At 72.1% G+C, this 20103-nt stretch carries 16 protein-coding genes; 1 reads left to right on the top strand and 15 read right to left on the bottom strand.

The window, feature by feature from the left end; all coding sequences use genetic code 11:
- The first annotated feature begins 795 nt into the window (after positions 1–795).
- A complete protein-coding gene (locus SGFS_RS17450; protein ID WP_286251340.1) occupies positions 796–1479 on the top strand; it encodes a phosphatase PAP2 family protein in 684 nt (227 codons plus the stop codon).
- 42 nt (positions 1480–1521) lie between these two features.
- Here the strand turns inward: SGFS_RS17450 and SGFS_RS17445 are convergent, their stop codons facing one another.
- From SGFS_RS17445 to SGFS_RS17375, 15 genes are read right to left on the bottom strand one after another with little or no spacing between them, the layout of a single operon-like run.
- A complete protein-coding gene (locus SGFS_RS17445; protein WP_286251338.1) occupies positions 1522–2865 on the bottom strand; it encodes a glutamate-1-semialdehyde 2,1-aminomutase in 1344 nt (447 codons plus the stop codon).
- A 7-nt stretch (positions 2866–2872) separates the two neighbouring features.
- On the bottom strand, positions 2873–3424 hold the full coding sequence (gene rfbC, locus SGFS_RS17440) for a dTDP-4-dehydrorhamnose 3,5-epimerase (protein WP_286251336.1): 552 nt from the start codon (positions 3422–3424) through the stop codon (positions 2873–2875).
- Complete coding sequence (locus SGFS_RS17435) at positions 3421–4659, bottom strand: polysaccharide pyruvyl transferase family protein (protein WP_286251335.1); 1239 nt, start codon at positions 4657–4659, stop codon at positions 3421–3423. Before SGFS_RS17435 ends, rfbC begins: the two co-directional genes overlap by 4 nt.
- The gene (locus SGFS_RS17430; protein WP_286251333.1) at positions 4656–5603 is read right to left on the bottom strand and encodes a glycosyltransferase family 2 protein; all 948 of its coding nucleotides are present in this window, start codon (positions 5601–5603) and stop codon (positions 4656–4658) included. The genes SGFS_RS17435 and SGFS_RS17430 overlap by 4 nt, the downstream gene beginning before the upstream one ends.
- Positions 5600–6898: an MATE family efflux transporter gene (locus SGFS_RS17425; protein WP_434027321.1), complete on the bottom strand. Its 1299-nt coding sequence runs from the start codon at positions 6896–6898 to the stop codon at positions 5600–5602. Before SGFS_RS17425 ends, SGFS_RS17430 begins: the two co-directional genes overlap by 4 nt.
- The gene (locus SGFS_RS17420) at positions 6895–8178 is read right to left on the bottom strand and encodes a DUF4910 domain-containing protein (RefSeq protein WP_286251329.1); all 1284 of its coding nucleotides are present in this window, start codon (positions 8176–8178) and stop codon (positions 6895–6897) included. Before SGFS_RS17420 ends, SGFS_RS17425 begins: the two co-directional genes overlap by 4 nt.
- Entirely contained in the window at positions 8166–9191 is a 1026-nt protein-coding gene (locus tag SGFS_RS17415) for an NAD-dependent epimerase/dehydratase family protein (RefSeq protein ID WP_286251327.1), read from the bottom strand. The genes SGFS_RS17420 and SGFS_RS17415 overlap by 13 nt, the downstream gene beginning before the upstream one ends.
- A gap of 3 nt (positions 9192–9194) precedes the next feature.
- The gene (locus tag SGFS_RS17410) at positions 9195–9842 is read right to left on the bottom strand and encodes a PIG-L deacetylase family protein (RefSeq protein ID WP_286251325.1); all 648 of its coding nucleotides are present in this window, start codon (positions 9840–9842) and stop codon (positions 9195–9197) included.
- Positions 9839–10657 (bottom strand): glycosyltransferase family protein, encoded by an 819-nt coding sequence (locus SGFS_RS17405; protein ID WP_286251323.1) that lies wholly within the window; start codon positions 10655–10657, stop codon positions 9839–9841. Before SGFS_RS17405 ends, SGFS_RS17410 begins: the two co-directional genes overlap by 4 nt.
- Complete coding sequence (locus SGFS_RS17400) at positions 10654–11889, bottom strand: class I SAM-dependent methyltransferase (RefSeq protein ID WP_286251321.1); 1236 nt, start codon at positions 11887–11889, stop codon at positions 10654–10656. Before SGFS_RS17400 ends, SGFS_RS17405 begins: the two co-directional genes overlap by 4 nt.
- The gene (locus SGFS_RS17395; protein ID WP_434027316.1) at positions 11886–13166 is read right to left on the bottom strand and encodes a glycosyltransferase; all 1281 of its coding nucleotides are present in this window, start codon (positions 13164–13166) and stop codon (positions 11886–11888) included. The genes SGFS_RS17400 and SGFS_RS17395 overlap by 4 nt, the downstream gene beginning before the upstream one ends.
- The gene (locus tag SGFS_RS17390) at positions 13139–14380 is read right to left on the bottom strand and encodes an O-antigen ligase domain-containing protein (protein ID WP_286251318.1); all 1242 of its coding nucleotides are present in this window, start codon (positions 14378–14380) and stop codon (positions 13139–13141) included. The genes SGFS_RS17395 and SGFS_RS17390 overlap by 28 nt, the downstream gene beginning before the upstream one ends.
- A 1-nt stretch (position 14381) precedes the next feature.
- Positions 14382–15902, bottom strand: coding sequence for a right-handed parallel beta-helix repeat-containing protein (locus SGFS_RS17385; RefSeq protein ID WP_286251316.1), 1521 nt, complete (start codon positions 15900–15902; stop codon positions 14382–14384).
- Positions 15903–15911: 9 nt separating this feature from the next.
- Complete coding sequence (locus SGFS_RS17380; RefSeq protein ID WP_286251314.1) at positions 15912–17897, bottom strand: alginate lyase family protein; 1986 nt, start codon at positions 17895–17897, stop codon at positions 15912–15914.
- Positions 17894–20098 carry a bi-domain-containing oxidoreductase gene (locus tag SGFS_RS17375; RefSeq protein WP_286251313.1) on the bottom strand — a complete coding sequence of 735 codons (2205 nt, stop codon included), beginning with the start codon at positions 20096–20098 and terminating at the stop codon, positions 17894–17896. Before SGFS_RS17375 ends, SGFS_RS17380 begins: the two co-directional genes overlap by 4 nt.
- Positions 20099–20103 lie beyond the last annotated feature (5 nt).

Here is a 20103-nt window from a genome sequence, read left to right as displayed (position 1 = left end):
CGTGTGGCGCACGCCCGCGTTCGGTCCGGGGCCGGTGCGGTGCGCAGTTGGGCTGCGCGTCGGCACCGAGCGTCCTATGTAGGCTCAGTGACTGTACGGTCCAGTTCACATGGCGGGTCAAGAGGGCTGCACACCTCACGGCAAGTTCACAGGCGCGCCCCCGACGCCCGAACGCGGCCGGGGCGTCTGACGCGGCACCCACGGGGAGACGTTCCCCGCCACCGTCGGGAACCTTCGGCAGCGCCCTCGGCGCCCTGTCCTGTCGCCCGGGAATTCGCGGAGTGTTGACACGCGGACTTTCCGACGGCGGCTTGCCGCGCCGGCATTGTTGGTAGCGTCAGTGGCGTTGGATCGCTTGGCCGGAGCGGGCCCTGGAAGTCGGCCCGGCCCCAGCCCAGTTGGCGCTTGACGTGTTTGCGATCCTGCTCGGTCCGGCCGTGCGCAGCCCGTACATCTGACGATCCCGGCCATGTCGGCGGGCGGCAGCGGGCAGTTCTCGGGGGTGTGGCATCGCGGTGGTGGCGGGTGACATGGCGTCGGGCCCCGACGGGAGGGGGAGGTGCATCGCATCTGTCGGATGGTCTGCGACGGTGTGCGGCCGGTAGTGCACGTGCTCGTCGGCCCGGGCGGTCTTCAAGAGGGCCTGGAGCAGGGGAAACAGGAAGCCGCTGATTCATGGCTGCCCACCCGTCGGATGAAGGGCCGCACTCTCACCGTGCCGCAGGAAGCCAAGATCCGGAGCACCATCCACCGATCACTGCGGAGCACCCCAGGTCGACCGGACGCGGTGGGCGTGTGACCGGCCGGTCGGCGCCCGCGGTGCTGCCCCCGTCGCTGCGCGTGTGGCTCGGGCCGGTCGCGGCCCTCGCCGCGCTGGTGGTCGTCGTGCTCGGGGTCCTGTATGCCGACGACAGCAAGCCCGGCACGGTGGACGCGCGGATCTGGGCGGCGGTGGACGGTGCGGGGCCGTCGTGGCGGTACATCGCTCTGGCCACGGACTTCTTGGGGGAGCCCGTGGGAGCGGCGATGCTGGTCGTGGCCGCCGTGACGGGCTGCCTGCTGCTTCGGCGTCCTCGCGCGGCGGTGCTCGTCGTCGTCGGCGTCGGCATGACCGTGGGGACGGCGAAACTGCTCAAGTCGCTGGTGGGACGCACCATCCACGGCGACGACAACCTGTCCTATCCGAGCGGGCACACCGCCTTCCTCACCGCGCTCGCCCTCGCCGTGGCGCTGCTCGCGACCGGCCGGCTCGGCCTCGGCAGGACGGCCGGCACGTCACTCGTGCTCGGCGCGGCGCTGGTCGCCGGCGCCACCATGGGCTGGGCGCAGGTCGCCCTGGGCGCGCACTACGCGACCGACGTCCTCGGCGGTTGGTGCACCGCGCTGGTGGTGATACCCGCGACCGCGTGGCTGGTCGACCGGGTGGCTGACCGGCTGGTCGACCGGACGGCCGACTCCGGTCGGCTGGAGCGTCGCTGACCTCACGTCACGTCACGTCACGTCACGTCATGCCACGCCACGTCACGCCAAGCGGCGGAACACGGGCTTCACCGGCCGTCCGGCCAGCCAGGGGGTGGGGTCGGCGGCGTCCAGCGCCTTCCGGTACACCGCACATGCCTGGGCCACCACGTCGACGGTGTGATCGATGTCGGCGTCGCTGAGCGCGCCGCTCACCACGAACGACGGGGCCAGCACCCCGCCCGCGAGGAGCCGACGCAGGAACAGCGTGCGGTACTGCTGCGACGGCTGCCCGTTCTCGTCGAGGGTGGCGAAGACCAGGTTGCTGGCCCGGCCCCGGACGACGAGGTGGTCGCCGACGCCCATGCCGGCCGCGGCCTCGCGGACACCGGCGGCCAACCGCTCGCCGAGGGCGTGCAGCCGCGCGGTGACGCCTTCTTCGACGTAGGTGGTCTGCACGGCCATCGCGGCCGCCAGCGAGTGCGTTTCCGCACCGTGCGTGGTGGACAGCAGGAACACCCGGTCGCCGGAGTGACGCAGCCCGCCCAGCTCCATCAGATCGCGGCGCCCCGCCAGCGCGGAGACGGCGAACCCGTTGCCCAGCGCCTTGCCGAACGTGGAGAGGTCGGGGACGACGCCGTACAGGCCCTGGGCGCCCGCCTCGGACCAGCGGAAGCCGGTGATCATCTCGTCGAAGATCAGTACGCAGCCGTGCCGGTCGGCCAGCTCGCGCAGGCCGGATAGGTACCCGGGCGGCGGCTCGGTGTGGGTGGCGGGTTCGAGGATCAGGCAGGCGACCTCGTCCTGGTACCGGGTGAGCAGCTCCTCCGTGGCGGCCAGGTCCCCGTAGGGGAACGCCACGGTGAGCTCGTTGGTGGCCGCCGGGATGCCGGCGGACATCGGCGTGGTGCCGATGAACCAGTCGTCGGTGGAGAAGAACGGATGGTCGGCGCAGAGGGCCACCCGCGAGCGCCCGGTGGCGGCGCGGGCGAGGCGCACCGCGGCGGTGGTGGCGTCGGAGCCGTTCTTCGCGAACTTCACCATCTCGGCGGTCGGCACCGTGGCCAGGAAGCGTTCCGCGGCTTCGACCTCCACGATGGACGGCCGGACGAAGTTGCTGCCGCGGTCGAGTTCCCGTCGCACCGCCTCGGTCACGCGGGGGTGGGCGTGGCCGAGGCTGACCGACCGCAGGCCGGAGCCGTACTCGATGTAGCGGTTGCCGTCGATGTCCCACACGTGGGCGCCGCTGCCGTGGCTGATGACCGGGGCCAGGTTCTCGGGGTACTGGTCGTCACCCTTGGCGTACGTGTGCGCGCCCCCGGGGATCAGGGCGTGCAGCCGCTCGTTCGCCGCCCGCGACCGGGGCAGGAGCAGCTCTCCGGTGTCTGCGGTGTCTTCGGTGTCCACGCCGACCTCAACTCTCTGCTTGCTTCAGGACATAGGCGAGGCTCGGCGCCTCCCGGTCCCGCTGGGACATCGATGTGACCGGCAGCGGCCAGGGGATGGCGAGCTCCGGGTCGTCGAAGGCGATCGTCACGTCCTCGGCCGGATCGTGCGGGCGGTCGATCCGGTACGAGGTGTCGGCGGTATCGGTGAGCGCCTGGAAGCCGTGCGCGCACCCCGCCGGGATGTACAGGGTCGTCTGCGTCTCGTCGGACAGTTCGAAGAAGGCCCGGTTGCGGTAGGTCGGCGAGTCGGGCCGCAGGTCCACGACGACGTCGAAGATCTTCCCGTACGAGCACCGCACCAGCTTGGCCTCGCCGGCGCCGGAGCGCAGGTGCAGGCCGCGCAGCACGCCCCGGACCGAGCGGGACAGGCTGTCCTGGACGAAGGAGTCCGGGTCGAGGCCCACCGAGCGCACCACGTCGGCGTCGAAGGTGCGGCAGAAGAAGCCGCGCTCGTCGGCGTACGGCGTCGGCTCGAACAGGTACGCGCCGGCGATCGCCGGGACTTCGGTCGCTTTCATGGAGTCTCCTGACGGGCGTGGGCTCGGGCGTGATCGGCCGCCGGGAACAGGGCCGCGGTCAAGGCGGCGAACTGGTGCTGGACGCGCCGGGCGACGACCAGATTCCGCTCGGAGAGGGTCCGCCGAACCTCCGCCGACCGCCGCTCCAGTTCGCGGAACTGCTCGAGTAGTCGGGCGGTGTCGACCGCGCGGGCCGGGTGGCAGTACGCGCCCAGCCCCATCTCGGCCATGAGCGTGTCGCTCTTCGCCGAGTAGCTGAGTGCGAGCGTCGGCGTGCCGACCTTCAGCGCGCAGACCAGGTTGTGGTACCGGGTCGCCACCACGCTGTCGGCAGTCGCCATCTCCTTCATCAGGTCGGCCAGCGAAGCCGTCTCGGCGGCGGTGACCAGCGGCGAGTCCACCGCGTCGAGGATCGCCTCGGCCACCGGCCGGTCGAGCTCGTCGCCGGTGAGCAGCCGGACCGGTCTGCCGTCCTCGACCAGCGCGCGGACGAAACGGGTCGTCCCGTCGAGGTAGCGCCGGTGGATCTCCTCGGCCCGGGCGCGCTCGTCGTTGCTCCCGTGGAAGTCCATGACGCCGACGCAGACCACGCCCGGCGGCCCCGGGGGCTCGTTCGTAGGCGGCGTCGGCAGGGCGAACACGAGGTCCGTGTAGACCTCGTCGCGCGCGGTGTCCACGCCCATCGCCCGCATCGCGTCGCGGGACATGGCGTCGCGGTACGACCGGTACGCGGCCAGCCGCGCCGACCAGCGCGTCAGAGCCCGGGTCGGCCGGTTGCCGATCGCGGCGGCGCCGACGCTGACGAGCGCGACCCGGGTGCCGAACAACCGTCCGGTCGCGCAGAGCAGGAACAGCGAGTACGGGAAGCCCCACGGCCGCAGCGGCAGTGTGGTCTCCAGTACGCCCGTGCCCGGCACGATCACCACGTCGTGCCGGCGCGCCCAGGCGGCGGTGCGGACGACGTCGACGAGTTTGCCCAGACCCTTGGCCGCGATCGCGCCCGCACGGGACGCGGTCCGGTACTCCCCGCGGTACCAGTGCAGCCGCGTCGCGGGGATCCCGTACCCGGCCGTGACCTCCTCGGGTCCGCCGCACAGCGCGTCCACGACCGCGTCCGGATGCTCGGCGCGGAGGTAGCCGAGCACGGCCTCGAGCGACCCGTCGTTGCCGACGTTGCCGGAGCCGAGCAGGCCGAACAGCCCGACGCGCACCGGAGATTCGTCCGCGGACGTCATGCCTGCCTCCCCTCACGGCCGGCGACGAGGGCGTCGACGGAGACGGTGAGCCGGCCCGGGTCGACCGGGGCGCGGTCCTCGACCCGCTCGCCGGCGCCCGGCCGGACCCGGCTGGTCATCCACCCGGCCAGGTGGCGGTAGCACGCGCGCCGGTCGGCCGGGGACAACGGCGCCCGCCGGATCGCCGTCACGAAGCCCCAGACGTACTCGGCGAGCAGCCGGGGCGTCGGGTGCAGCGGGCCCGCCCGGCGCGGGTCCAGGTTGACGCATCGGGAGCGCTTGCCGGGGTTGGCCCGCTCGGCGCGGGTGGGGTGGTCGCGGCGGAAGTACAGCAGCTCCGGCACCTGGTGGAAGGGCCCGTGCAGGGTGATCTCGGCGACGAACGTGCGGTCCGCGTGGTGGTAGCTGTCGTGCGGCTTCACCCGGCGCAGCACGTCGGCCCGCATCACCCCGTAGAAGTCGTCGCCACCGGGCTCGAACAGCAGGCTGCGGAAGCGCTCCGGCGCGTGCGGCGAGTCGGTGGCGAGCCCGTACTCGTACGGGACCTTCACCTGGCCGTCGCCGTCGATGACCGCCTGGCCGCTGTGCGCGAGGATCACGTCCGGCCGCTCGTCCAGCGCCTGAACGCAGCGCAGCAGCAGGTCCCGGGCGTACAGGTCGTCGTGCGAGGCCCACTTGAACAGCTCGCCGCGGCATTCGGTGAACACGTAATTGTGGTTGGGCGCGGCGCCGATGTTCCGGGGCAGCCGGATGTAGCGGATACGCGAGTCCCGCGCGGCGTACTTGCGGCAGATGTCCCGGGTGCCGTCGGTCGAGGCGTTGTCGGAGATGACCAGCTCGAAGTCCTCGTAGGTCTGGCCGAGCAGGGCGTCGAGCGCCTCGGCGAGGTACTCCTCGCCGTTGTACACGGGCAGGCCGATGCTCAACCGGGGAAGGGCGGTCATGGTGTCCTCTCTTCGCGAAGGGGGGTGCGGTGGTGCTCGCGCAGGGCGGACCGCAGCTGCAGCCACCACACGGCCGAGCCGCAGGCGGACGCGGCGGCGACGCCCCAGGCCGAGCCGATAGTGCCGCCGACGACCGCTCCGCCGATCCCGCCGCCGGCATAGCAGGCGGAGGCGAACAGCTGGCAGCGCAGGCTGAGCCGGGCCGCGCCGAGCGCGCGCAGCCCGGCCGCAGCGCCGCTGCCGAGACCGGCGCCCGCGACGCTGAGCGTGGCCGGCACGATGAGCTCCGAGGAGGAGTGCCAGACGTCGCCGAGCACGAGCTCGCCCGCCCGGCCCGGCATCATCAGCAGCACCATCCCCCAGAGCAGCGCGGCGGCTGCCTGCCCGCCGCCCAGCAGGAGGCAGAACCTGCCCAGCCGGTGCGGGGCCTGCCGCAGCATCCGTGACGCCTCCGCGACGGTGACCAGCGACAGCCCCATCAGCACGGCGAGGAACGGGCCGAGCAGCAGCTCGGCGCCTCGGACCACACCCACCGCGCCGACCCCGACGATCGCGCCGAGCCCGTACGCCCGCAGCTGACCCGCGCCGCTGACGCTGGTGTTCTCGACGAGGTACCGGTAGCCGAGGTCGCGGTGCTCGCGAACCCACTCGCGCGCTCCGGTCAGGTGGGGCCTGATCCCGGACTGGAAGCAGCCGTACACCGCGGCCACCGCGGCGGACGCGCCCCAGGCGAGCACGAACGCGGCCACGCTGCCCACGCGGGCCGCCACCACCAGGGCCGGGACGAGTGCGACGCCCCACACCAGGTCGTTGACGAACGCCTTGCGCCCGGCGCCTGCGGCGAAGAACGAGTACCGCCAGGCGTCCTGCAGCAGCAGTCCCGGCAACATGACGCCGAGGCAGGCGAACGCGGACCCCACGCGGCCGCCGACAGCCGGTCCGGCCACCAGACACACCGCGCCGATGGCGGCACCGACGCCGAGCGCGGTACCCGACGACCGGGCCACCGCCCCGCGCCAGGAGGTGTCCGACACGCCGCTGAAGCGCACCACGAGCGGGTCGGTGGCCAGGCCGCGGGAGACGCTGAGCACCACGCCGTAGGTCACCCAGGCCAGGCTGAACACGCCGAAGGCGGTCACCCCCAGCGATCGCGCCACGTAGATGCCCACCGCGAAGTTGCTGATGCTGGAGGCCGCCTGGTCGGCCAGTCCCCAGGACAGCCGGCCGACGAAGGCCCGCCGGGCGGATCCGGCCGGTGCCGTCGTCTTCTTCTCGCCGGTGGTCATCGGCGTCATACCTTGATCAGCCCGGCGCCGTGCAGGGCGCCGGCCGCGGCGGCGACGGTGTCGAACGGCAGCCCGGACCGCTCGGTGACGTCCAGCAGACTGTGCTCGCCGTCGGACAGGCTGAGCACCCAGAGCATGGCCATCTGGGCCTGCTTGGTGTCGCTGCGGCCGCCGAGTGCGTCGTACAACCCGCGCCGGCCCAGCTGTGGTTCGCCGTAGGGGCTGAGGTTGACGTACCGCCGGTTGCGGTCGAGGACGGCGAACGCCTCGCGGCAGACGGCGAGCGTGTCCGCCATCGCCTCCGGGGAGACGAAGTCCGGGTTGTCCGCCGAGGTGTGGTACTCGGGGTAGCCGGCGTACGGGGTCCGGCTGAGCGAGCCCACGCCGAGATCGAACCCGGGGGAGCAGTACTGCCGCTCGTCGTAGCCGTACGGAGTGAACTCGGCGACGCTGTGCGGGCGTTCGGAGGCGGCCAGCACGTGCCGCATCACCCGGTCGATCTCCGCGTCGCCGCGCCTGCTCTGCTTGTACGTCAGTTGACCCGGGTCGCCGGCGCAGGCCAGCACCAGCCCGTGCTTGACCCGGTCCACCCGCTCCGCGTTGCGGGCCAGCCAGGTGATCGCGCCGATGGTGCCGGGCGCGAAGATGAACCGGTAGGTGTAGTACGGCGTCCGCTCCGCCAGCGACCGGGCCAGGAACGTCGCCACCGCGATCCCGGCCAGGTTGTCGTTGGCCAGCGACGGGTGGCAGACGTGGCAGGAGACGATCACCTCGTCGGCGATCTGCCCGGGGACCACGTGCTCGGCGTAGGTGAGATGGCCGTCGGCGAGGGTGGAGTCGATACGCACCTCGTACTCGCCGTCCGGCAGCGCGTCCAGGGTCTCCTGGGCCAGGCAGAACCCCCACTCCGGCTTGTAGTAGCTGGTTCGGTACGGCACCCAGGACGGGTGGTCCGGCAGGGTGTGCAGATGTCCGCGCAGCTCCGCCAGCGGCATGGTCGCCGACACCGGCACGCTGTAGCCGAGCACATGCAGGCTGGACGCGGCGAAGTCGACGACCCGGTTTCCGGCGGCGTCGGCGATGTACGCGTCCCGGATGTTCCACTCCTGCGGCACCGTCCAGTCGAGCACCTGAGTCCCGGTCGGCACCTCGTGCACCTGCAGCGGGACGTACTCGCCGACGATCTCCAGGGTGGCGCGCACACCGTCGCCGGTGATGCTCCGGCACAGCGGGTACAGCCGCTCCACCAGCGCGTGCATCTCCTCGCCGGCCGCGGTCATCGGCGCCACCGCAGGGTGTCGTCGACGGCGCCGGCGTCGGACGCCGCGCGCAGCACGGCGAGCCGGGTGAAGCGTCGCTCGAAGTCCTCCCGGGTCAGCCCGTGTTTCCGGTAGGCGTCGGCGAGTTCGAGCGCGCCCTGCTTCACCGTCCACTCGCAGTCGAAGCCGGGGATCGCGGCGCGGAACCGGGCGAAGTCCACCCGGTAGGACCGCGGATCGGCCCCGGTCTCCCCGGTGATCACCACCTTCGAGCCGGACACCGCCTCGGCGACCTGCTCGGCGATCTCGGCGACCGTGACGTTGTTGATCTCGCTGCCGATGTTGAACGCCCGGTCGTGCACCGCTTCCCGCGGCGCGACCAGCGCGGCCGCGAAGGCCCGTGCGATGTCGGCGGCGTGCACCAGCGGGCGCCAGGGGGTGCCGTCGGAGAGCACCAGCACCTCGCCGGACAGGATCGCGTGGCCCACCAGGCTGTTCAGCACGATGTCGGCGCGCAGCCGGGGTGAGTAGCCGAACGCGGTGGCGTTGCGCATGAACACCGGGCTGAAGTCGCCGTCGGCCAGCGCGTGCAGGTCGTCCTCCACCCGCACCTTGGACTCCGCGTACGGCGTCACCGGGCGCAGCGGGGCGTCCTCGGCCACCAGGTCGTCCCCGCCTGCGGCGCCGTAGACCGAGCAGGTCGACGCGTACAGGAAGCGCCGCACTCCGGCGTCGTGGGCCAGTCGGGCCAGCCGTACGGAGGCGTGGTGGTTGATGTCGTAGGTGAGGTCCGGCGCCAGCGATCCCAGGGGGTCGTTGGACAGGGCGGCCAGGTGGATCACGGCGTCCACCCCGGCCACGTGGTCGGCCGTGACGTCGCGCAGGTCCACCCGGTGCCCCTGCGGGTCGGCGGGAGACGGGCCGAGGACGCAGTCGGCGAACAGCCCGGCGTCGAGGCCGACGACCTCGTGCCCGGCGGCCGCGAGGACCGGGGCCATCACGGTGCCCAAGTAGCCCTGGTGTCCGGTCAGTAGTACGCGCAAGGTTCATTCCCCCAGGTCGAGCGTGAGTTTGGTGGCGGCGAACGCCTCGGCGTATCGCGCGTGGCATTCGATGCCGCGGATTCGTGCAAGGCCGAGGAAGGCCTCCCGGTCGTACCAGGGCCGGTGCCGCTGCGAGGGGTAGTGCTCCTGCAGCAGCCGCACCTTCTGTTCGGCGATCTCCGGCGACAGCGGCTGGTACGCCGACGGACGGCCGAGATCGCCGTCCCACTTGACGATCTCGTAGCCGAGTACGAGGTGGTCGCGGAACGCGGTGGTCATCAGCTTCGCCAGGCCGCGGTGATCCTGGTGGGCGTCCTCGGTGCGCGGGGCCAGTACGAGATCCGGCTCGGTCTGCGCGCGCAGCTCCTCGACCGCGGCCTTGGCCTCGTCCCAGTGCGCCGGCAGCCGGCCGTCCGGCAGCTTGTGCACGGTCAGCCGCAGGTCGGCGCCCGGGCAGAAGGCGGTGAGCGCGGCCTGTTCCTCCTGCTCCCGCTCGCTGCCACCGCCGGAGAGCACCAGCGCGTCGACGCGGATGCCCGGCCGTGCGAGGCACAGCGTCAGCAGCGTGCCGCCGGCGCCGATGGCGATGTCGTCGCAGTGCGCGCCCACCGCGACTATCCGGTCCAGGCGCCCGGCCCCGAGCCGGATCACGCCCTCGCTCCGGAGCCGTCCCTGCTGCCGGTCGCCGCGCCGTCCCGTTCCCACACGGCCCACGGGCGGTCGCCCCGGGCGTAGGCGTCGTCGAGCGCGGCCCGCTCCTTCACGGTGTCGGTCGGCTTCCAGAAGCCGCGGTGCTGGTGCGCCACCAGCCGGCCCCGCTTGGCCAGTTGGGCGCATCCGTCGGCGACCAGGTCCCCGCCCTCCGGGATGTGGTCGAAGATCTCCTGGCGGAGCACGAAGTAGCCGCCGTTCTCCCACAGCGGCATGTCGCTCACCGCGGTGATGCCCCCCACCAGGCCGTCATCGCCCAGGTCAACGCAGTGGAACGAGGACTGCGGCGGCACCACCATCATCGACGCGCCGGCGTCGCGCCGGGCGAACCGGTCGATCATCTCCGGCAGCGGGGCGTCGGTGAGCACGTCGGCGTAGTTGGCGAGGAACATCTCGTCGCCGTCCAGGTGGTGCCGCACCCGGCGCAGCCGCTCCCCGATCGGCGACTCGATGCCCGTCTGCGCGAACGTGATCGTCCAGTCGGCTATGTCGGTGGACAGCAGCTCGGTCCGCCCGCCCCGCAGCACGAAGTCGTTGGACGTCGTCTCCTCGTAGTTGAGGAAGAAGTCCTTGATGTGGTGGGCCCCGTACCCGAGGCACAGGATGAACTCCGTGTGCCCGAAGTACGCGTAGTAGCGCATGACGTGCCAGATCAGCGGCCGCGGGCCGACCATCGCCATCGGCTTGGGCACGTCGTCGGAGGTTCCGTTGCGCATACGCAGCCCATAGCCGCCGCAGAACAGTACGACCTTCATGCCTTGACCTCGACAATGCTCAGTTCCGGTATCGGAAAGACCAGCCGGCCGCCCCAGTCGTGCACGAAGGACAGCTGCTCGACCAGCTCGGCCCGCAGGTTCCACGGGAGGACGAGGACGTAGTCCGGCTTGTCGGCCGCTATCTGCTCGGGCGGCAGGATCGGGATGCGGGTGCCCGGGGTGAACCTGCCGTGCTTGTAGGGGTTGCGGTCGACCGTGTACGGGAGCAGGTCGGGCCGGATGCCGCAGTGGTTGAGCAGGGTGTTGCCCTTGCCCGGGGCGCCGTAGCCGACGACCGTCTCGCCGCGCTCGGCCGCCTCGATGAGGAACCGCAGCAGGTCCCGGCGCACCTTGGCCACCCGGGCGGAGAACTCGGTGTACCCGGACAGCTCCTGCAGCCCGGCGGCCTTCTCCCGGTCCAGCACGTCGGCCACCCGCCGCGTCGGCTCGCCGGCCACCTCGGCCGGCCGGGCCCACAGCCGGATGGAGCCGCCGTGCGTGGGCAGCAGCTCGACGTCCACGAGTGCGAGTCCGCCGCTCGCAAGGGCTCGGATCGCGGACGCGACCGTGTAGTACTGGAAGTGCTCGTGGTAGATCGTGTCGTACTGGTTCTCCTCGATCAGGGTCAGCAGGTGCTGCACCTCGATGGAGACCCAGCCGTCGTCGGCGACCAGGGCGCGCAGCCCCCGGGTGAACCCGACCACGTCGGGGATGTGCGCGTACACGTTGTTCGCCACGACCAGGTCCGCCGGGCCGTGCTCGGCGCGGACGTCGGCGCCGGTGGCCGGGTCCAGGAACTCCGTGAGCGTGGGCACACCCGCGTCGCGCGCGGCGGCGCCGACGTTCACCGAGGGCTCGATGCCGAGGCAGCGGATCCCGCGGTCCACCACATTCCTCAGCAGGTACCCGTCGTTGCTCGCGACCTCGACCACGAAGGCGTCGGTGCCCAGCCCCAGCCGCCGCACGGCGTCGTCGACGAACGTGCGCGCGTGCTCCACCCAGGAGGTCGAGTAGGAGGAGAAGTACGCGTACTCCTTGAACGTCTCCTCCGGCGTGATCAGCGGAGGGATCTGCGCGAGCCAGCAGTCGGTGCAGACCCGCAGGTGCAGCGGGTACGCCGGTTCCGGTTGATCCAGTTGGTCCGCGGCGAGAAAGCTCTCACATGGTGGCGTCGCCCCAAGATCGACGACGCTCGCCATCGCTTCCGAGCCGCAGAGTCGGCATCGTGTCATCTACTGTCCCCATCCCCCCTGCTCGCGCGGGTGTCCCCGCCGCGAGCCAGTGCTGACCGACCCGCGATCGCGGTGCGGTACGCATCCACCAGGCGCTCCAGCCCGACGGCCGGGCTGAAGCCCTGCTCGTAACGGCGCCGGGCCGCCCGGCCCATCTCCCGGTTGCGGGCCGACCCGGCCGTGATCCGGCGCAGGCAGGACGCGAGCGAGGCGGTCTCGCCCGGCCGGTGCAGCAGCCCGGTCACCCCGTCCTCGACGAGTTCGACGAAGGCGCCGTGACCGGCGGCGACGACCGGGACCCCGGCCGCCATCGCCTCCACGACCACCAGGCCGAACGCCTCCAGCCACGTGGAGGGAGCCACCACGGCGACCGACCGCGCGATGGCCTGCCGGCACTGCGCCGTGTCGTACAGGCCGACGTACCGCACGTCGTCCCGGCCCGCCGCCCAGGCGGTCACCTCCCGCTCCAGCGGCCCCGTGCCGGCGATCACGAGCGGCACGCCCACCCCGCCGGCGGCGGCGATCTCGTCCCACGCGGCCATGAGCAGCCGCACGCCCTTGGCCTCCGCGAGCCGGCCGAGATAGAGCAGATGCTCGCCGTCGCCCTCTCGGCATGAGCCCGGGTCGGGCACGAAGTTGTGCTTCACCGCCAGCCGCTCGGCCGGCATGCCGGCCCGCACCAGGACGTCGCGCTGCGCCGCGGAGATGCAGAAGAACCGCTCCACGCCGGACCACCACCGCCGCCGGTTGACCGACAGGCTGACCGCGAGCGGCACCGTCGCCAGCCGGGAGTTCCGGTAGCAGCCGTGCCGGACGGCGGGCAGCGGCGAGGACCCGACGCACTCGGTGCACGGCCGGCCGTCCCGCTGCAGCGTGCCGGGCGGGCAGACCTGGGTGTAGTTGTGCAGCGTGGCGACGGCGGGCACACCGGCGTCGGCGCAGGCGGCCAGCACCGCCGGCGACAGCAACGGGAAGACGTTGTGGACGTGCACCACGTCCGGCCGCTCGCTGCGAAGCCGGTCGGCGAGCTCCGCGCGGACCGCCGGGTTCCACGGCACCAGCAGCGGTATGGCGGCCTTGCCCAGCAGGGACCGGGCGGCGATGTCGTCGCTGCGCCGCTCGAACACGTCGACCCGGTGGCCGGCCCCGCGAAGCAGCGCCACCTCCTGGTCGACGACCTTGTTCTCCCCGCTCGGCTGCGCCGAGGCGTAGCGGTTGTGCACCACCAGGACGTGAACGCCGTGCATGCTCAGGTCACCTCCGATCTCTGGGCCCATCGCGGGACGCGTCGTCGAGGGAGTTCGGATGTCGAGAGGGGAGTGGCCGCGGCAGGTGCCGCCAGCAGCGAAGCGGCCACGGCCAGATGCAGCAGATACGGTGAGGCGTCGCCCAGCCCGGCCTCGGTGTACGACGCGATCGCGCAGTAGCTGATCAGGAAGATCGCGCAGGCCCTCGACAGCGACGGTGGCCGCAGCAGCGCGACGCCGCCCAACACGATGATGATCGCCGCCACCAGGGCGACGCCGGTCATGCCCTGCTCGTGGTAGACGGCCAGCCAGCTGTTGTCGATCGGCAGCCCGCCGAACGACTTGTCGCCCAGGCCCGCGCCGAACAGATACTCCGAGGTCGTCCGGGGCGCTGCCAGCAGGGCGTCCCACACCTTGGCCCGACCGGTGAGGCTGGTGAAGTTCTCCTGGCTCTGTCCGCGCAGGAACCACGCCTGCAGCGCGGAGCCGAACCCCACCGCGGTCACGGCGGCGCACAGCACCGCCCAGGTGAAGAACCGGCGGGCGGCGGCGCTGGTCAGGAAGAGCGAGCCGATCGCCAACACCAGCCCGATGAGCAGGCCGAGCGTGGCCGTCCGGGTATGGGTCAGCGCGAGCAGGACGAGTGCCGGCACGACGACCACCGCCGCGCTGCGCCTGTCGGTCCGGCGGCCCAGAACGAGCAGCACGGAAAGCCCGATGATCACCGCGGCGTACTGTCCGATCTGCGGCGGGGTGAGCGGCCACAGCGCGCCGACCAGCCGCCCGCCGTAGAGCTCGGGCATGGCGGCGCCCGGTGAGATGATCGCGCCCGCGGCCACCGACCCGAGGACCACGAAATACATCCGGATGTGGTGCCGGACGAACGTCGGGCTGCCGTCCCACCAGCGGCTGAGCAGCCACAGCGTGCCGATGAAGAGAGCCAGCCGGACGCAGCGGAACACCGCGCCGAACCCGGACTCCAGGTCCGCGCTGGAGATCACGCTCGGCACCAGCAGCAGGGTGAGCAGGAACAAGAAGGCGCTGGCTCGGATGCGCAGCCGGAGATTGACGGCGAGCGCCAGCGCGAACGCGGCGACCAGCGCGCCCATGGTGACCATCTGGATGAGGGAGCGGGGCAGCGGGACGATGGTCTTCGCCCCGGCGGAGCCGAGCGTGTTGAGGACCAGCAGCCCCCAGACCGTCCCGACGATCTTCGACGTGTGGTCCGTATGGTTTGGGCTCATCTCAACCACCGGCCCGTGCGCGGAACGTGCTGCCCGCGTCCTGCCGGTACGGCGTGTCCTGCCACTGCCCGGAGTCGAGTATCCGGCTCGGGTCGTGGGCGACGAATTTCCATGGTCCGAGGTAGACGTTGTCGTGCCAGCGGTTGTGCTGCTTGCGCGTGATCGCCTCGGCCACCCGCTCGCCCTGGTACGGCGACCAGTCCGGATAGGTGCCGTAGTTGGCCAGCACCGCCATGCGGTCGCACCGCACCGTGCAGTCGACGACGGATTTGTCCAGCACGAAGCGGTTGCCGTGGATGTCCACCCGCTGGGTCTTCCACCGGCAGTCGGCGTAGAGCGGTGCGGTGGCGATCGCCGGCTGTGCGCAGCGGTCGGTCTTCTTCACCAGCAACGTGCAGTCACCGGACGAGGTGTTGGCCGGGCTGTTGCAGAACCGGTCGGCGTTCTCCCACAGGGTGATCCCGGACCAGTTGTTCTCCAGCACGTTCCGATAGATCTCGATCTTGTCCGTGCGGGCTGGGATCCGTGGTTCGCCGCCGGACTCGGACAGGTAGACGGTCGCGAACGGGAAGTTGTCGCCGCGGTCGGCGTATTTGCGGCCCTCGACCCAGTTGTTCCGCCGGATCGTGTTCTTCCGGATGACCGCGTTGTAGCTGGTCTCGTAGATCAGCGCGGCACCGTCGTTGTCCTCGAGCACGTTGCCCTCGATGCGGAAGTCGTTGTTGTTGGTGTCCGCCCACAACCCGGTTCCGCGGTTGTCGTGCACCCAGTTGCCGCGTATGTCGGCGCCGTCGACGGCCCAGAACTTGACGCCTCCGGTGCAGCCGCAGCCCTTCCGCCGCCGCTCCCAGTCGCCGGTGTTGTTGCCCACGATCTCGTTGCCCTCGACCACCAGGTCGGTGATGCGGCCGTTGGCCTTGTACGCGTTCATGCCGTACTGACCGTTGTCGCGCAGGCAGCTGGCGCGGACCTGCTGGCGGGCACCGGCCATCAGCCCGGCGCCGGAGTTCTTCTGGATCGTCGCGTGCTCGATCACCCACCCGTCGGCCGAGTCGTGGTTGACCACGCCCTCGTCGTTCGGCGCGACGAAACCCTGCACGGTCAGGTAGCGGATCGTGACGTCGGGGGCGGTGCCGCCGAACGCGTACTGGTTGGTCTTCCGGCCGTCGAGCACCGCGCCCGGCGCGCCGAGGTAGCTGTTCCCCTCCTTGGGGAACACCTGGGCGTAGCGGTTCGGGTCGAGCCTGTGCTTGCCCGGTCGAAGCCAGAACGTGGTGTGCGGGGGGTTGCTCTTGGTCTTCGCGGCCAGGTCACCGGTCACCGAGGGGTCGACCGTCACCGCGCCCGCCGGCGCCTTCGCCGGCCCGGCCGCGGGCTCGGCGCACACCCGGGCCACGGACGTGGACGGCGCGGCGGTCGGCTTCGGCCGCGCGCCCGGCGTGCTCTCACAGCCGGTCGCCGCCAGCAGGGCCAGCGCCAGTGGTGCCGCCGGCCATGCCCAGTGCCGCCACTTGATCCCCAAGCGTCCTCCCTAGTCGCGGAACCTGAGTACGGTGGTGAACCCCTGCGCGTCGTCGGCGAAGCCGGTGCCGACCAGCGTGGTGGTGGGTTCCTTGCGCCCGAAGCCGGCGGAGTACCAGCCCAGCGGCGGGTCGCTCTCGCCGCGATGCGCCCGCCAGGACAGCTGCCCGGGCAGGTCGAGCGTCGCGGAGCGGTCCTCGCCGTCCCGGGTCCAGGTGAGCACCGCCCGGTTCCCCTCCAGGTCCGCGGCGATCGTCGGGCCGAGGTGGAACGCCAACCGCAGGGCCCGGCGCGGGCTGAGCCCTCCGTGGACCTCGTCGACCACCCTCAGCTCCTGGCTCGCGGCCGTCAGCTCCACCCGGCGGCGGTGCACGGAGGGCTGGTAACCGTCGTGCTCGGCGCACCAGCGGGCCGTCCCCCCATCGGTGGCGCCGGATGTGTCCGCGACCAGGACGCGGCTGCGGGCGTGCCGGGTCCACAGGAACGGGCCGCCGGAGACGGACTGGTCATCGCCGTCCAGTCGCAGGGTGTTGTGGCCGAGGGTCGACCGGAAGTACTGCCGCCACTCGGGCTGCCCGTGGTAGCAGTACGTCCCCGGGTCGGCGAGCACGTCGACCCCGTCGTGCCGGACCTCCACGGACAGCGCGTCCGCGTGGGCATGCGCGGCGATGGACAGGAACCCGTGCGGACCACCGTCGCAGCGGCACCAGATCTCCCCCGGACCACGCAGGATGGTCATGCCCGCGTCGGCGAAATGGGCCGGTCGGCTCGCCGGTCGGGACACGGCCGGCGCGGCTCCGTTTTTCGAGTACGGCCGGATGAGCGCGGCCAGCAGCGGGGTGCGCACATCGGTGCCGGTCACCGCCGGCCACCAGGCGAGCCGGCCGAACACGGCGTCCCCGGTGGCCAGCAGCGAGGCCCAGCGGTCGGTGCCCGCGCCGTCCACGACCAGACCGTGCCCGTCGTCCGCGTCCCCCTGGCGCGGCGGCCGCAGCCGGTTGTCCACGACGGCCGCGAGCGCGTCGGTCATCCGCAGCAGCACCAGCCGGATCGACGCGGGGACCGGCACGCCGGCGGCATCCGCCTCGGCCACCGCGGCCAGGCCGAGCTCCAGCACCAGTCCGTGATACTCGGTGGCCAGCTCGCGGTTGAGGCCGGAGGGGAAGGTGTTGCTCCGCAGCTGCCGCTCCAGCGACCGCAGCGCGTCGGCTCGCAGGCGCGCCGAGGAGGGGAACCAACCGAACGCGCAGGCCGCGGCGAACTGCCCGGCGGCCTCGGCGACGACGTGGTTGTTCGCCGAAGACCCCCGGCTGGGGAAGGCGGCCAGCCAATGCTGGTGGTGCCAGATCTGGCGGAGCGCCACCGGGTTGTCCTCGAACAGCCCGGCCGCGCCCGGCCAGCCGTCGAGCAGCCGGCGGATCCACACCCAGGACAGCAGCCGGATCCCCAGCTCGATGCCGCTGGTCCAGTGCACTCCGCGCAGCGGCGCGTTGCCCGCCCACCACGACCGCAGGTGCTCGGCCACTCGCTCGGCGTACCGCTCGTCCCCGGTGATCGCGTAGGCGGCGGCGAGCACGGTGAGGTACTGATGCCGGGACAGCTCCCAGATCTGCTTGATGTCCCCGACCGCGTCCTCGTTCCGGTACGGCACGTCGAAGGCGTAGCCCCACGGAGCCCGGCGCCCGGTCTTCGGGTCGTACCACCAGTCCGGGTCGGCCAGGTCGTCGCGGTCCACCCCGAAGTACTCGGCGTGCCCGGCCATCAGCCGGTCCGCCTCGGCGACGAGACGTTTCGCGGCGTCCGGTGGCACCGCGGCGATCGTCCCCGCGGGCAGTACCGCGGTGAACCGGGCGCCGGTCACGCTCGGGCTGTCCGGCCGCGCCGACCGCCACCGCCGCCTGCGCACCGCGTCGCCCACCCGGCCGCCGACCTCCCGCGGTCCCATCCGGGACAGCCGCCGCAGGTACCAGCCCGGACTCCCTGAACTCACAGTCATCGCGCCCCCGCCAACGTCACCGGCGCGCCGCCGACCAGGCCGGCCTGCACGGCGAGGGTGGCCGCCGTGGTGGCGACCAGAGACTCCAGCGGCACCGGCATCGGCCCGCCGGTCCGCACGGCCTTGATGAACGCGGCCAGTTCGGCGGACTGGCCCTTGTCCCGGGCCTTGGGCAGCCGCGAGCTGACCCACCGCTTGCTGCCGACTGTGCCGTCTGAATACAGCGAGGCACGGACGAAGTCGTCGAGCCGTAACACCTTGCCGTCCGCGACCAGATCCAGCGTCTCCTTGGGGAAGCCGGCCGCGCCGGTGGTGACGTAGCTGATGGTGGCGGTGGACCCGTCCGGGTAGCGCAGCACGACCTGCAGATCCTCGTTGCCGGACGTGGCGACCGCGTACACCGAGACCGGGTCGGCCTCGAGCAGCCAGCTCGCCGTGTCGATGAAGTGTCCGCCCTCGCCGGCGAACCGCGAGCCCTCGGTGCCCTGTTGGAGGTACCAGCTGCCGTGCTGCAGCCGGCCCGCGTTGACCAGGTAGCGGAGGCTCGCCGGACCGGTCCTGGCGCCGAACCGCTTCCTGGCCTCCTGCAACAGCGGCGCGAACCGGCGGTTGAAGCCCACCTGCAGCCGGTCGTTGCCGGACTCCTCCACCGCCGCGAGCACACCGGCCAGCTCGTCCTCGGTGAGCGCCAACGGCTTCTCCACGAACACGGTCTTGCCGGCCAGCAGTGCCTTCCGGGTCAGTTCGGCGTGCGAGCTGTGCCGGGTGACCACGAACACGGCGTCGATGGACTTGTCGCCGAGCACGGCGTCGAGATCGGTGGTCGCCTCGGCGAAGCCGAACTTCCGCTGCGCGTTGGCCGCGGACAGCGCCGTCGTGGTGACGACGGTCGACAGCTCGACGCCGTCGCGCTGTGCCAGGTGCGGCAGCAGCATCGACGTCGCGTAGTTTCCCGCGCCGACGAACGCGAGGCGCACCGGCGTCCTGGCGGCCCGGCCCGAGGTGGACACCCCGCCGCCGGGTCGCTTCACCGCGGGCACGGCCACCGCCGGGGCCTCGGCCGCCACCTCGGCCGCGTGTTCGGGGTACCGGAACAGCACGGCCACGGCCTTCAGGTCGCCGTCCTTCAGGCGCTGGTACGTCTCGACGGCGTCATCGAAGTCGGCGATGTGGGAGACCAAGGGCTCCACGTCGACGCGACCGCGGGCGACGAGGTCGAGGAAGCACGCCAGGTTGCGGCGCTCGGTCCAGCGCACGTAGCCGATCGGGTAGTCCCGCCCCTCGAGCTCGTACTCCGGGTCGTAGCGCCCGGGGCCGTAACTGCGGGAGAACCGGACGTCGAGCTCCTTCTCGTAGTACGCGTTCCACGGCAGGTCCAGGCGGCACTTGCCGATGTCGACGACCCGGCCGCGGTCCCGGCAGAGCCGGGCGGCCAGCTCGACGGGCTGGTTGCTGCCGCCGCCGGCGGCCAGATACACCTGGTCCACGCCGTGACCGTCGGTGAGCTCGGCGACGGCGGCCTCCACGGCCGCGGACGCGGGATCGCCGCAGGCCGCCGCGCCCAGCCGCTCGGCGAGCTCGCAGCGCACCGGATCGGGGTCGACCCCGACGACGCGGACCCCCGAGGCGGCCAGCAACTGCACCACCAGCTGCCCGATCAGCCCGAGGCCGATGACGAGCGCCACCTCGCCGAGCTGCGGCTCGCCCTGGCGGACACCCTGCATCGCGATCGACCCGACGGTGCCGAAGGCCGCGTGCCGAGGCGCGAGGCCGTCCGGCACCCGGGCGTAGAGGTTCTTCGGCACCCAGTTCAGCTCGGCGTGCAACGCGTGCTCATTGCCGGCGCAGGCCACGAGGTCGCCGACCTTCACATCGTCGATCCCGGTGCCGACCTGCTCGACCACCCCGCACAGCGAGTAGCCCAGCGGTGTGTAGGAGTCCAGCTTGCCCATCACCTTGCGGTAGGTGGCGGGCACCCCGTTGGTGGCCACGCTCTGCATGACCTTGGCCACCTGGTCCGGCCGGGAGCGGGCCTTGCCCAGCATCGACATGCCGGCCTCGGACACCTTCATGAGCTCGGTCCCGGTGGATATCAGCGAGTAGGCGGTGCGGACCAGCACACCGCCCGGCTTGCACCCCGGCACCGGCACGTCGAGCAGCGCCAGCTCGCCGCTCTTGTAGTTCTGTACAACCTGTTTCACCCGAA

Origin of the sequence: Streptomyces graminofaciens, assembly GCF_030294945.1 — a bacterium.
Lineage (GTDB): Bacteria > Actinomycetota > Actinomycetes > Streptomycetales > Streptomycetaceae > Streptomyces > Streptomyces graminofaciens.
The sequence above is the reverse complement of the archived record's forward strand: the minus strand, read 5'-3'. Positions and strand labels throughout refer to the sequence as shown.